A 13,656-nucleotide genomic window follows, 5' to 3' on the forward strand; every position below is an offset into this window, starting at 1 on the left:
GGCTCAGTGCAACAGGGTCAGGATGTTCTTGCCGCCTACCCGATAGGACAGGTTGTGCGGGCGCTCGCCCATGGGTTTGGCACCGGTGCCACCAATGATCTTGTATGGCGGCACCTCCTTGGCCACCACCGTATTGGCGGTGATCACGCAGCCCTGGCCCAGGTGCGCACCATGCGCGATCAAGGCGCGGCTGGCGATCCACACATAGTCTTCGATGACGATCGGTGCCGACACCGACCAGAATTCCGGCGCTGTCAGATCATGTGAGCCGGCAATGATCAGTACGTGCGATGCCACCGCCACATGGTCGCCGATGCGCAGCCCGGCGCGCGCGTCGATCTGGCAATGCCAGGCAATCACGCTGTCCTTGCCGATCACCAGATTATTGACGCCCAGCACCTCGGTATTGCGCCAGATGGTGGAACCCTCACCAATCCTGGCTCCACCGATGCGCAACCAGGTCAAGCGCACCCAGTGGAAAGGCACCTTGTTGATGGCGATGTTGTAGATCTGCTCCCACAGGCGCAGGCAGCGGTCCTTGAAGGTCGGCCAATTGATGCCATAGCGCGGCACCAACTGCGCCGGCACCTCGGTTTTCAGCACGTGATAGAGCTGCTTGCCCAGTGGGTGCTGCAGCTGCGCTTCGATATCGACCGAGCAGATCGACACCCGCAGCTGATCACCACTGACTTCCTCGAACACGCCTTCGTTGGCCAGCAACCAGTCATAGGCCTCGTTCAACGCAGCTGGTTCGACGCCCATGCGCGCAGCGTAATCGCCCAGGCGCGCACGCAGGTCCACGGAATGAAAGATACGATGTCTCATTGTTGCTTCCTCAAACTCGATAAGGGCTGGCCAGGGCTGCCCGCTGGAACGGCGGCGGCACTCTGCAGCCCCAGCCCCATCACCAACCAGAACAAGGCAACCAGCACCATGGTGAAACTGTAGTAGTGATCGATCAGCCCGGTCAGCAAGGCCGCCACAAGCGCCGTCGTGCAGCCCATCCACAGCCCGTTGCGCCGATCCACCGTCAGCACCTTGCCCTGCGGCCGCACCTGTCGCCACCAGCGCCAGGTCACCACGCAGTACAGCAGCATGCCGAGCAGGCCCAGCTTGTACATGTAGTAGAGCCACAGGTTGGAGATACCCAGCAATCCGCTGCCAGGAACCGGCGGTTCGGTGCGGAAGCCTATGCCCAGGGGATAACGCGCCACCGCTTCGGGGAAGCGCTTGTACTCGTCCACGCGCACTTCGGTACTGGCGTTGTCGGAGGAGAACATGGTTGCCAGTCGGTCCTGCAGTGGTGCATAGGTCAGGGTCAATACGCCGCCCAGGAGGATGCCCGCCAGGACCATCGCCCGTGCGTACGGCACCCGTAGCCATGACAACCACAGCAGCACCACACCGATGGCGAGGATCGCGCCGCGCGAGCTGCTCAGCAGCAGTGCCGCCCCGCCAAGCACAGCCACCGCTGCTCCCAACACGCGACGCCAGCCATGTTGATACAGCCCGTAGAACGCGGCCAGCGGCACGAACATGGCCATCGCGCCGCCGGTCAGGTTGGGATGCACCCACGGCGAACCCAGGCGCGCGTTCTCGGCACTGAAGATGTCCAGCAAGGCTTCCGGGTGCGCATAGCGCATCTTCTCCAGCACCGGGATCATGTCCAGTGCGCTGCGTGACTTCACGAACATGCCCAGCGACAGCAGCAACATCGCCAGGTTGCCCAGCAACAGCATCAGCATCAGCTGCTCGCGCTGTTTTTCCTGCGACAACATCAACGGGGCGAGCAGCAGCAAGGACAAATTGGCCAGCCAGCGCACCCAGTTGACGGGTCCATTGCCATCGGCCACCACCGTGACCTGGCCTACCAGGAACGGCAGCACGCTGAAGGCCATCAACAGCAACATGCCCCGCTCGACGTTGCCCCACTGTGGCCGCTCCAGGCGCTGGAAGAACAGCTGCAACGCAACCCCGGCCCAGGTGAGCCCGAGCATCGCCTCGGCCAGGGTGAAACGGAAACCCACCTGCAGGGTACTGAATGGCATGAAGGTGGCCACCAGCGCGAACAGGGACAGCCCGACCACCGGCCAGCGCAACACCACCAGGGCGGCCGGCAGCCCCATCAGCACCACGAAGAACTTTGATGGCGGCAGAAACAGCAGCAGGCTGCCGAACAGCAGGCCGCAAACCACGGCGACGGTGCTGCCCAGCCTCATTGCAGCACCTCCCGCAGCAGCTGCGCGACGCGCTGCCGATATGGTCCGGCGCCAAAACGCTGTGCCGCCTTGATCAGGACATCCGCTGTTTCCTGCCCGCCCCGCCCCTCCGCCGCAACCAGCAATGCGTTGCGCAGCGATGACACCTCGCGCGGGTCGAAACGCAGCGATTGTGCTGGCGTGATCTCATCCAGCGCGCTGCCAGTGGCCACCGCAACGGGAGTACCGCAGCCCAGCGCTTCGATCACCGGCAAGCCGAAGCCCTCGGCGGTCGCCGGATGCAGCAGGCGCTCGGCATCGTGATACAGGCGCGACAATGCCGCATCACTAAGCCCTGCACGCCAGTGCAGCCCTGCCAGCCCTGCCTGTGCCGTGTCTACGTCGGCGCGATCACCGACCAGCACAAGGTCCGGCAGTGCATGGCCCTCCTGGCGCAACGCATTCCACTGCTGCAACAGGAAGGGAATGTTCTTGCGTGGCTCACGGGTGCCCACCACCAGCCAGTAGCGCGCGGGCAAGTCGGTATCCGCTGCCGTGGCAGGCATGGCCAACGGCGGCACCGCATTGGGTAGTACCGAGGTCCGCGGCTGCGCGCGCGGGTACAACCGCGCAAGCTCGCCGGCACTGAACTGCGAAGGTGTCCAGATCGCATCGGCAGCGCGCACCGCATGCCCGATCAGGAAGCGATCCATGCCGCCATAGACCAGACGATGCAAGCCACTGGCATGACGGCCTGGCAAGGTCAGCTGGAACACATCGTGCAGCAGCACGACCTGCCTGCGCAGCGTCGAGGGACGGCGCAACGGCAAGCCGCTGTTGGCGGTGGCGATATACAGATCGATCCGCTGCTGCCGCAACGCAGTCGGCAGGAAGCCCAGCTCGAATGCCAGCCGCGCACGCGGACGATGCAGCCCGTTGCCCGCCACCGGGCCCGGTGGGCAGATCGCCAGTTGGCGGTGCGGATGCCCGTCCGCTGCCATGCTGAAACGCAGCACCTCGCAGCCTTCGGCCAACAGTGCCTGTTCCAGCGCCAGCACCTGGCGGGCAATGCCCGAATGCGGCGCGGCGGTCACCGGTCGGTAATCGATGCCTACGCGCATGTCAGCTCCGCGTATACCGCTTCCAACTGGTCGGCCGAGCGCTGCCAATCGTGTTGCGCGCGCACGTAGTCCCGCCCCGCCTCGCCGGTCGCCTGCGCCAACGCCGGATCGGCCAACACCTGCAGCACCGCTGCGATCAGCGCAGCCGCATCCGCTCCGCCCTGGTAATGCGTACCACGCTGCACATCCAGTCCGGATACCGCCTGCGGCGTGGCAACCAGCGGCAAGCCGGCCGCCATGGCTTCCAGCACCTTGAGCTTGGAGCCGCCGCCATCGCGCAACGCGGCCAGGAACAGGCTGCTCTTGGCCTGTACCGGCTGCAGGCTGGGCACGAAACCGCGCCACTCGATGCGTGGGTCCGGCCACCGCCTGGCCCACTGCGTCGGCAGGGCGTAGCCACACAGGCAAAGCCGTGTAGCCGGTGCCGCCGCCCAGACCGCAGGCATGATCTCGTCCAGCAGCCACTCCACCGCATCGATATTGGGCGCGTATTCGAAGTTGCCGACGAACAGGATCCGGCCGGCCGCAGGATCGGCCGAAACATCGGAGAACGCCTCGGTGTCGGTGCCGTTGACGACCACTGCGATCGCTTGCCGGCTATAGGCCGCCAGCGCCTTCGCATCGCCCTCGGTCAAGGCCACCACCTTGCGTGCGGCACCCACGACCTGCCGCTCCCAGCGCTGGTAGCGCCAGCGATCCAAGCGCGCCAGAGGCCTGAACAACGCCGGCAATCGGCTGTAGGTCACCTCGGCCAGCGTGGATTCCACGTTGTGTTCGCTGAGCAGAAAGCCGCGTGGGTAGTGCTGCAGCGGTTGCCGGCACGGCTCGAACATATAGGAGTGTTCCAACTGCACGACATCCCAGGACTGCTGCAGCAACTGCGCCAATGTCCGACTGAAAGCCGGCGCATGGCCGTTGACCGAGGCCAGCAGCGGTATCGGCGACAGCAATCCGGCAAGCATCGTCCGCAGTGACCGCAGCGGTCGCCGCTCCAGCACGATCAGGCGTTCCAGCAACGGCTCCAGCTGTGCCTGGGTGGCGGCATCCAGCGGTACCTTGCTTTGCACCAGCAAGGTGATGCGGTGGCCACGCGCGGCCAGGCAACGCAGCAGATGGTACTGGCGCAGCTTGCCGCCACTGGTGGTCGGCCAGGGCAGGTAAGGCAGGATCCACAGGATGCGCAGCGGTCGCATCACCACTCCAACACCGACAGTGATGTCGACACCGGCACGTTGACTGCATCGCCGCTGCCGATCTCCTTGTGCGCGCCGCTCAATACATCGTGCAGCACCGCCTGCTTGAGGCCATTGACCTGTACCTGCCCGGGTTGCGCGCCCCAGAACAACCAAAGCCGACGGCCGTCCGGGCGCTCCCAGCCAATGCTGATCATGCCCGGCGTATCACCGGTGAATACTGGCGCCTTGCCCGGGACCAGACGCGGCCCGGTGATCTGCAACAGCCGCTGCACGGCGTTGTAGACCGGCTTGGCGTCACCCGCCTCGTCGAGCAGGCCATAACGGCGATCGCGTGCACCTGCACGTTGATCCAGGTCACTCAGGGCGAACAGGAAAATCTTGTCGTAATCCAGCGCACTCATCAGGGCCAGGCGGCGGGTGACGAAGTCGGCCTGCCCCTGCGCGCCGATGATCGGCTGCTCTTCCTTGGGCCCGGCATAGCTGGACCAGCCCCACTCATCGGCCCAGATGTCACGCGCGCCGGCCGCGCGCAGCGACGCGTTGCCTTGCCGGGCGCGCTGCACGAAGTCCAGCGCGTGCGCATCGTCCCCCTCCGGATACAGCGAGTACGGGTGATAGGCAGTGATCACATCCAGCGAAAACAAGCCGCCCTTGGCCAATGCTTCGACCATCAGCGCGCCGCCGCGGGTCGGCATCTGGCTGAAGTACCCCATGCCACCCAACACGATCCGGCGCCCCGGCGCCTCGCGGCGCATGGCTTCCACCGTGGTCAGCAGCAGCTGGCCGTAGGCCGCGGGGTCTTCGCGGGGTTGCCAGAACGCCGGCAGGTTGGGTTCGTTCCAGACCTGCCACGCGGCGACCTCGGGGTAACGCTGTGCCAGTTGCACCAGCGCACGTGCATAGAGCTTCGGGTCCCGCGGCGGATATTGATCCGGGTTGGGACTGCCCGCCGGCGCGGAGGTCGCATGCGGCGCGGAACCGACCAGATACACCTCGGCCTTCAGGCCGCGCCGCTTGATCTCCGCCATCAGCGGATCCAGCACATCCCAGCGGAGCTGACCTTGCCGCGGTTCGATGGTGTCCCAGTGCAGGTCCACCCGCACCCACTGCAGGCCCAGCGCCTGCAGCTGATCCATCTGTTTGCGGTACTGCGCGGGCTCAAACCACAGGAAGTGCGCATTGACGCCCAGATAGTCGGACCACAGCAGCGGTCGCGGCGGCACCAGCTCCAGCGCCGGCCGTTCGCCCTTGGCGCAGGCGGTAACGCCCCAGAGCAATGACGCAACCAGCAGCACGGAAGCCAAAAGCCGCATCAGCCGTGTCTTGAACAAACCCGCTCCCTTCATCGCTTACGCTCCACCACCGCGGCAAACAATGCCGCAAATTCGTCGGCGATCTTCGTCCACTGGCGTTGCGTTCCCAACGCGGCCGCCGCCATTGCCCAGTTGCGCGCCTGCGCAGGATCGTCCAGCAGTGCAATCATGCGCCCGGCCAGGGCTTCGCTCCGACCTTGCGCGAATACCACGCCATTGCCATACGAAACCTCTTCGGCAAACGCACGCGCATCGGAAGCAATCACCCCGCGTCCACTGGCATTGGCCCAGGACAGCGCACCGCTGGTGCCACGCATCCGCCCCAGCAGGGCCAGCTTCCTGGAATCGCGATAAGGCAACACCATCACGTGATGGGCCTGCACGCACTGCAGGATGCGCTCGGCGGGCAGGTCGAGCTGCCATTCGATCCGCTCGGCGATACCCAGCCCGTTGGCCAGGTCACGCAACTGCGACAGGTAGTTGCCGCGGCTGCCAAACGCCAGCTCGGGCGATGAGCCGCCGGCCATGGTCAAGGAAAACCGTGCCTGTGGCCGCAGGCGAAGTACGGCGGCCACGGCATCAAACAGGTCCTCGATGCCCTTGCCAGGATAGATGAAGCCGAAATACAGCAGCTTCAGCACCTCGTCCGCGGGCAGTTCGGCAGGCGCGAACAGCGGATTGCCGTGCGCGATGAAGTGCACCTTGTCCGCTGCAACCTGCATCCTCTCGACGAGACAGGCGCCACCGCTGCGGGTCAAGGCGACCATCGCGTCCAGCTCCGCCGCCAGATGGCGCTCACGGGCCAGCGTGCCGCGGTCCTGCGCCAGCGCCAGCAGTTGTGGCAGCGGTCGCGGCCAGCCGGCGATGCGGCGGGTCATGCCGCGGGCCGGCTCCGGTGACCGCCACACCAACCGCTCCGGATCATGCACCGTTGCGCTGGTCGCCAACCGCGGCCAGCGCGCGCGCAGCTGTTCCAGTGCCAGAAACTCCGGGCCGCGTCCGCCGCCGAGCTGCGCATGCACGATATCCACGTGCGGCCAGAACTGCATGTCGTCGGTGTCCCAGCTGCCATCTGCACGCTGCGGCGGCACCCGCACTTCCACGCCCGCGCCACGCAGCGCCTGCATCCACGCCTGCGCGTAGTCGGCGATGCCGTTCTGCAACGGCGGCAAGGGTGCGAGCAGCGCAACTTTCACTCAGTACGCTCCGAGCCAACGGCTGATCGGCTTCCAGAACCTGGCCGGGATCTCGAATACGCGGCGATTGAGCACGATGCCATCGACACGTCCCAGCGCATCGCGCAGCAAGGCCAGGGCGCTCTCCACCGCCGGAACGGTGGTGCTGCGTGCCTGCACAACCAGGATGATGCGCTCACAGCCACGCAGCTCGATCAGCGCATGCTCATCGCTCAAGGGCGGTGCCTGCACGATCACCAGCTCACCTGGCTGCGCCGGCAGCTGGCCGTCGCGCACCGTATAGCCCTGCTGCCGGAGCACGATGGCCAGGCGGGAGGCAATGAAGCTGACACCCTCGCCGGAGCGGCTGGAGGTCAAGCCCACCGACAGGCCACGTTCGGCGATCTGCTCCAACGGCAAGCGGCAATAGATACGGTACAAGGCGGCGCGCAGGGCCTGCGAAGTGTCCTGATCACGCTCTACCTCCGGCACGGTGGCCAGCAGCGGAACGTTGAAGGTCCTCTCGATGCGACCACCATCATGGATGCGCTGGTCCATCAGGTACAGCAGGAACACCACCACCAGGGCAACGACCAGCGCCACCGGCAGGGTCAGCAGCAGCATCAACATGCTCTTCGGGAACACCCGCGACGGGGTGAAGCTCGACTCACCGACCAACGCCACATTGCTGAGCCGGTTGCGGTTCAAGTCACGGATGACGCGCGCGCGCAGCAGATAGTCCGAGTACTGCGCAAACGTCTTTTCGGCCGAGCTCAACTCCAGGCTCAGGCGTGACAGCGATGGCTCGGCGGCCATCACTTCTTCGCGTGAGGCCTGCAGCTGCTTCAACTGTTGGTCGATCTCGGCAATGTTGGCATCGATCTTGGCAACGTTGATGCGCGCATCCTGCATGTCCTGGCGCAGGCGCGTTCCCAGTGCATTGGGGGCGACATTGCGCGAACGCACGACATTGTCGTTGACCGCGGCGATCTCGGCCTCCAGCCCGGCAATGCTCTCGTCCAGTGCACGCACCGGTGGTGCGCCTTCCTTGAAGTTGCGCAGCAGATCCAGGCGCTGCTGCTTGAGTCCATTCAACTTCAGCTTCAGGTCTTCGCGCGCAGGGTTCAGGCTGATCTCGCGCTCGGTCACCACCTCGCCGGCAACGGCCGGCAACTGCCGCCCGGCCGCACCGAGAATGCCGAGCAGGGATTCGCGCTCGGCCTGCAACTCACGGCGTTGCCGATAGAGCTTCTGCAGTTGATCGGTCACATCTTCGATGCGCTGCTCGACGCTGGTGGCATCGATGACACGCAGTCGATCACGCAGCTGCTGCTTCAGCTTGACGATGGTGTCGTTGAGCTCGGTGTTCTGCTGCTGGTAAAAATCAAACAGCGCATCGCCGCCGGCGGCATTGGCGCGCTCATCGAAATAGGCGTCCACCCAGGCGCGCGAAATGCCCTGCGCGACATGCGGGTCACCCCATGTCACGCGCATTTCCATCACGTTCGAGCCCGGGTCATGGCTTACCGCCAGGCGTTTGGCCAGGCGTGCCGCCAACCTGTCTTCCGGCGGCGCCGTGTCCATCAGGCCCACGCCCACGAACACATCACGGACAAGTTCCTTGCACCAGGCCGCCGCCTTGCCCATATGGAACTTGAACCGCGCCCAGCCACCCTGCGGCGGCACCGATGACATTGCCAGATAGGCCTTGGCGACCTTCAGCATGACCGGTGCGCTGGTCGCCATCTTCTCCTCATCCAGCAGTGGATCGCGCTGCGGACTCTGCTGCACGAAGCCCGATTCGGGGCCTGGCTGCACCGGCAACTGCACGCTGGCACTCTGCGTTGGCTTGACCAGCAGGCGCGCATCGGACACGTAGCGATTGGGCAGCAGGAAGGCACCGGCCACCACCACCGCGATCGTGACCAGCAGGGTCAAACGGAACTCGCGGGCAAAGATGAACAGCAGACGCAAGGCGTCGCGAAGGCTACGGACTTCGATCACGGCACGCTCCCGGTGGGGGTATTGATCCGATAGGACGGCTCATTGATCTGGTAGTTGGCCGAGGCACCGAAGCCGCGGAACATCAGCAACTGGCCCACGTACATGTCCACGCGCTGGATGGCATTGCCAATCCGCGAGCTGGGCACGAACACCAGGTCGCCGCGCTGCAGTTGCACCCCTGGCTGGCCGTTGGTGGCCGGGCTGAGCAGGGCGGCATAGTCGAAGAAATACACCTGCTGCACGCCTTCGTCATCCTGCCGCACCAATGCAACATGATGGCTGTCAGCGGTTGGCAGCACGCCACCGGTCGCGGTGATGGCCTGCGGCACGGTCACCGCCGACATCAGGTCGAAGGTCCCCGGGTTGCGCACCGCGCCGCCGACATAGACCCGGCTGCCAGGTGCCTCGGCGATATTGATCGTCACCCGCGGCTCGCGGTAGATCGCATCAAGCCGTTGGCTGATCTCTTCACCGATCGCCTCCGGCGTGCGTCCGCCGGCCTTGACGATGCCGATGAACGGATAGGCGATGCTGCCATCGGGGCGGACCCGGTACAGCGTTGCCTCGTCCTTCTCGGCCGGGGTCTGTGCGTCTCGCACGATCCGCAGCACATCACCGGTATGCACCTTGAGTACCGGCTTGGGCAGCTGCTCCGGGCTGAAATTGCTGATCTGGCGCTCGCGTACCACCTTGCCGGCAGGCAACTGGACGACATTGGACATCGCGCAGGCGGTGAACAACAGGGTAAGCAGCGCCGGCAGCGCCAATCGCAAGGGCTTCATGATTGCCTCCAGTAGCCGGTAAACATTCCAATATTCCGCTTCAGGCGCAACGGCAGATGCCGCTCCATGTGCCCCAGACGGTAACCAATGAACTTTGCAGCCGTACGCAGCAACGCGCCGGGTATGGCGCCAACCGCACCGGCCGTGCGCAGCGCGCGCAATTCGGACCGGACGAAGCGCCCACCCTCGCCCCCAGCACCACCGAAGTTCTGCCGTATCCAGCGCTCACGTGAATAGAACACGCCGATATCGAAGTAGCGCCGGAGCTCCTCCACGACGCTGTAGTCATGCGAGTGCCAGGCCTCGGCATCGGCCACGTAATGCACCGCCCAGCCTGCCAGCAGCATCCGCGCTGCGACATGGGTGTCCTCGGTGCCGATCACATCCTCTGGAAATCCGCCCACCTCGTGCAGGACATCGGCTCGGTAGGCGCAGAACGCGTCAGAACTGAAGCAGGTCTTGATCCCAAGCTCGGCGGCGTCGCCGCGGCGCTTGATGCGCCCCTGCGCGGGATAGTTGAAGGCGCGCGCATGCCGCGCCAGCACGCCAGCCTCCGGGTGCGGAATCTGCCGGCCGTAGGCCACCCCCACGTCTTCGGCGGCGTATACGCCATCCACCAGCGCCTGCAATGCGTTGGGCGGCACCGGGATCGCATCCTGGGTCATGTAGATCAGCACATCGGGGTGACCAGGCTGGCGGCCAGGCGGCGGGTGCCGCCGTGATTGAACGTGGCCGGGTCGATCTCCACGACCCGCGCACCGAACTCGCGCCAGCGCGCAACGCCGCCGTCGGTGGAGGCACTGTCGATCACCAGCAGCTCGTCCGGCTGCAGCGACTGTGCACGCAGCGCCGGCAGCATCCGCGCCATATGCGCTTCGCCGTTCCGCACTGGAATGATCAGGGCAACACGCGGCTTGGCCATCAGTACGCCGCCTTCATCGACAACACGGCCGGCAAGGTACGCAGCAGGATGAAGGCATCCAGGCCCAGCGACCAGTTCTCGATATAGGCCAGGTCGTACTCCACGCGCTTCTGCAGCTTCTCGACCGTATCGGTCTCGCCGCGATAGCCATGCACCTGTGCAAGCCCGGTGATACCCGGCTTCACCTTGTGCCGTGCCACGTAGTTGGCCACGGCCTCTTCGAACAGGATGTCCGCCGCCTTGGTGGCGGTGGCGTGCGGGCGCGGCCCGACCATCGACATGCTGCCGGCCAGTACATTGAACAACTGTGGCAACTCATCGATGCTGCTCTTGCGGATGAAGCGGCCAACCCGGGTCACCCGCGGATCGCCGGCGCGGGTCTGGGTCTGCGCATCCATGTCGCGCTGATCATGGAACATGGAGCGGAACTTGTAGACCTCGATCAGCTGGTGGTTGTAGCCATAGCGACGCTGCCGGAACAGCACCGGACCGCGCGAATCCAGCTTGATGGCAAGCGCGACCAGCAGCATCAGCGGTGCCAGCAGCAGCAACGCCAGGCTGGCCAGCACCACATCCTCGGCGCGCTTGTAGGCCGGGGCCCAACCCTTCAATGGTGGCTCGGACACCACCAGCATCGGCACGTCGGAGATATCCGCCACCCGCGGTAGGGCGAAGTTGAAAGCCTGCATCTCCGGCACCAGGAAGACCTGCACCGGCATCTTCCTGAGCAGCTCCACATAGTGGTGGTTGCGGCCTTCGGCGGCCGCCGGCAACGCCATCAATACCTGGTCCACTTCGTTGTTGCGGATCAGCTGCTCGAGCAGTGCGAAATTGCCTATCAGCTGCGGGCGCAGGTGCGAGGCGATGCGGTCCGGGCTGCGGTCATCGATGAAGCCCAACAGGCCGCTGGCGATGTCCACGTTCTGCTGCATGTGCTGCGCAAGCCGGCTGCCGTTCTCGGTCGCACCGAGGATGACCGAGCGACCAACGAAGTGCCCTTCACGGATACGCCGCTGGAAGAACGCCAGCATCAGCAGCCGCCCCACCACCAGCAGCAACAGGGTCGTCAGGTACCAGAGCACCGCCATCTTGACCGGCAGGTAGGCAATCACCCGGAACACGGTATGCAACAGCAATACCAGGCCGAAGCTGGCCGACCAGGCGACGATGGTGGAGCGGATCAGCACGCGGTTGCTGAACATCTCGCGCCCGTACATGCCGAAGGCGGTGAATACCAGGATGGTCAGCAGGCCCGCCAGCAAGGCCAACACACCGTAGGTGCGTATCAGGCTGCCGTCGTGTACCCCCATCAGCAACAGCACCAGCGCCGCAGGCGAAACCGCGGCGCAGAAGTGGAAAATACGTGCCATCAGACGCGACCAGCGCATCACTATCGGACGTGTATTTGCAAACAGTGCATCTGAGAACGGTAAACGCATTAAGACGCCGGACACTTGTGCTGATGCGAACCAAACAAGCACACACAGGCGCAAACCGACGTGATCGCCTACAACGCGACGCCACTGGCTTGACCCTGTGAGCCACCTGCCCCCCTGCAGACAACCGCCGAACCCATTCAACGACGAGTACGGCTGTACCTGGTCATCTGTTCCATGGGCAATACAATAACGTGATGGCACTCACGTTTATAGGGGTATAGGCACAGTGATGCGCTGCGTTAAGGAAGCAACCGCAGTTGTCAAGACGAAGTGACAGATATTTGACGCTTACTGGAGCTCGAAGACCTGCCGCAGATAGGACAGATAGCCGGGGTCATCGCACATGCTCTTGCCCGGCGAATCACTGAGCTTGGCAACCGGCTGGCCGTTGCAGCGGACCATCTTGATGACGATGTTCAGCGGCGTCGGCCCCAGATCGTTGGTCAGATGGGTGCCCACACCGAAGGCGACCTGGCAGCGCCCACGGAAGTAGTCATACAGCTGCATCACCTTCTCGATGTTCAAGCCGTCGCTGAAGACCAGCACCTTGCTGGTCGGGTCGACCCGGTTGGCCTTGAAATGCGCCAGCATGCGGTCGCCCCAGCTGAACGGGTCGCCGGAATCGTGGCGCACGCCGTCGAACAGCTTGCAGAAGTACATGTCGAAATCGCGCAGGAAGGCATCCAGCCCGACCACGTCCGACAAGGCGATCCCCAGGTCGCCGCGGTACTCGCGCGCCCACGACTCCAGCGCGGCCACCTGCGAATCGCGCAGGCGCGGACCCAGTGCCTGGAAGGCCTGCAGGTACTCATGCGCCATCGTGCCATGCGGGGTCATGCCGTACATGCGCGCGAAATAGACGTTGCTGGTACCGACAAACTGGGAGCCCAACGCATCGCGCAGCAACGGCAGCATCGTGCCGTGCCACTGCCGCGAGTAACGGCGGCGACTGCCGTAGTCGGCGATACGGCAGTTCTCGAAGCCGGGGGTGTCGCGCAGCAGGGCGGTCTTGGCCTGCAGGCGACGTTCGCCCTCGGCGAAATCCGCGCTGCTGGTATTGCGGAACCAGACCTCGTTGATGATCGCCAGCAGCGGCACTTCGAACATGATGGTGTGCAGCCACGGGCCGGTGATATCCAGCTCGATCTCGCCGGGCACGGTTTCCGATGCGCGCAGATCGATGTACTTGCGGTCCAGGTGGAACAGGCCGAGGAAGTCGGCGAAATCCGGCTTCACGAAGCGCAGCCGGCGCATGTATTCCAGCTCGTCCACGGTGAAACGCAGGCTGCACAGATGATCGATCTCGGCACTGATCTCATCCAGATGCGCGGCCAGGTCAATCCCCGGCGTACGGCATTTGAACCGGTACTGGACGATGGCGCCCGGGTACTGGTGCAGTACCGCCTGCATCATCGTGAACTTGTAGAGGTCGGTGTCGAGCAGGGATTGGATGATCATGTCCCGCATTATGCGCTGGCTGGCGGCTCGGATTCAGGCTGGCGCGGA

Annotated in this window: 12 protein-coding genes; all 12 read right to left on the reverse strand. The window is 64.7% G+C overall.

Annotated elements, in window-relative coordinates:
- Positions 1-3 precede the first annotated feature (3 nt).
- On the reverse strand, positions 4-825 hold the full coding sequence (locus AC1VXC_RS02550) for an acyltransferase (RefSeq protein ID WP_313493101.1): 822 nt from the start codon (positions 823-825) through the stop codon (positions 4-6).
- Complete coding sequence (locus tag AC1VXC_RS02555; protein WP_313493099.1) at positions 822-2,219, reverse strand: O-antigen ligase family protein; 1,398 nt, start codon at positions 2,217-2,219, stop codon at positions 822-824. The genes AC1VXC_RS02550 and AC1VXC_RS02555 overlap by 4 nt, the downstream gene beginning before the upstream one ends.
- Complete coding sequence (locus AC1VXC_RS02560) at positions 2,216-3,319, reverse strand: glycosyltransferase family 4 protein (protein WP_481528011.1); 1,104 nt, start codon at positions 3,317-3,319, stop codon at positions 2,216-2,218. Before AC1VXC_RS02560 ends, AC1VXC_RS02555 begins: the two co-directional genes overlap by 4 nt.
- Positions 3,310-4,512 carry a glycosyltransferase family 4 protein gene (locus AC1VXC_RS02565; RefSeq protein ID WP_313493096.1) on the reverse strand — a complete coding sequence of 401 codons (1,203 nt, stop codon included), beginning with the start codon at positions 4,510-4,512 and terminating at the stop codon, positions 3,310-3,312. Before AC1VXC_RS02565 ends, AC1VXC_RS02560 begins: the two co-directional genes overlap by 10 nt.
- Positions 4,512-5,861, reverse strand: a complete 1,350-nt coding sequence (locus tag AC1VXC_RS02570) for a glycoside hydrolase 5 family protein (RefSeq protein ID WP_481539125.1) — start codon at positions 5,859-5,861, stop codon at positions 4,512-4,514. Before AC1VXC_RS02570 ends, AC1VXC_RS02565 begins: the two co-directional genes overlap by 1 nt.
- Positions 5,858-7,024 (reverse strand): glycosyltransferase, encoded by a 1,167-nt coding sequence (locus AC1VXC_RS02575; protein ID WP_481539124.1) that lies wholly within the window; start codon positions 7,022-7,024, stop codon positions 5,858-5,860. The genes AC1VXC_RS02570 and AC1VXC_RS02575 overlap by 4 nt, the downstream gene beginning before the upstream one ends.
- Positions 7,025-9,007, reverse strand: coding sequence for a GumC domain-containing protein (locus AC1VXC_RS02580; RefSeq protein ID WP_481539123.1), 1,983 nt, complete (start codon positions 9,005-9,007; stop codon positions 7,025-7,027). It abuts the gene before it with no gap.
- Positions 9,004-9,789, reverse strand: coding sequence for a polysaccharide biosynthesis/export family protein (locus AC1VXC_RS02585; RefSeq protein WP_313172407.1), 786 nt, complete (start codon positions 9,787-9,789; stop codon positions 9,004-9,006). The genes AC1VXC_RS02580 and AC1VXC_RS02585 overlap by 4 nt, the downstream gene beginning before the upstream one ends.
- A complete protein-coding gene (locus AC1VXC_RS02590) occupies positions 9,786-10,454 on the reverse strand; it encodes a glycosyltransferase family 2 protein (protein ID WP_482994993.1) in 669 nt (222 codons plus the stop codon). The genes AC1VXC_RS02585 and AC1VXC_RS02590 overlap by 4 nt, the downstream gene beginning before the upstream one ends.
- 5 nt (positions 10,455-10,459) lie before the next feature.
- Positions 10,460-10,711 carry a glycosyltransferase family 2 protein gene (locus tag AC1VXC_RS02595; protein ID WP_482994994.1) on the reverse strand — a complete coding sequence of 84 codons (252 nt, stop codon included), beginning with the start codon at positions 10,709-10,711 and terminating at the stop codon, positions 10,460-10,462.
- Positions 10,711-12,081 (reverse strand): undecaprenyl-phosphate glucose phosphotransferase, encoded by a 1,371-nt coding sequence (locus tag AC1VXC_RS02600; protein WP_313172411.1) that lies wholly within the window; start codon positions 12,079-12,081, stop codon positions 10,711-10,713. Before AC1VXC_RS02600 ends, AC1VXC_RS02595 begins: the two co-directional genes overlap by 1 nt.
- 357 nt (positions 12,082-12,438) lie before the next feature.
- Entirely contained in the window at positions 12,439-13,608 is a 1,170-nt protein-coding gene (gene pncB, locus AC1VXC_RS02605; RefSeq protein WP_313172413.1) for a nicotinate phosphoribosyltransferase, read from the reverse strand.
- Positions 13,609-13,656 lie beyond the last annotated feature (48 nt).

This window comes from Stenotrophomonas sp. STEN033 (assembly GCF_056856655.1).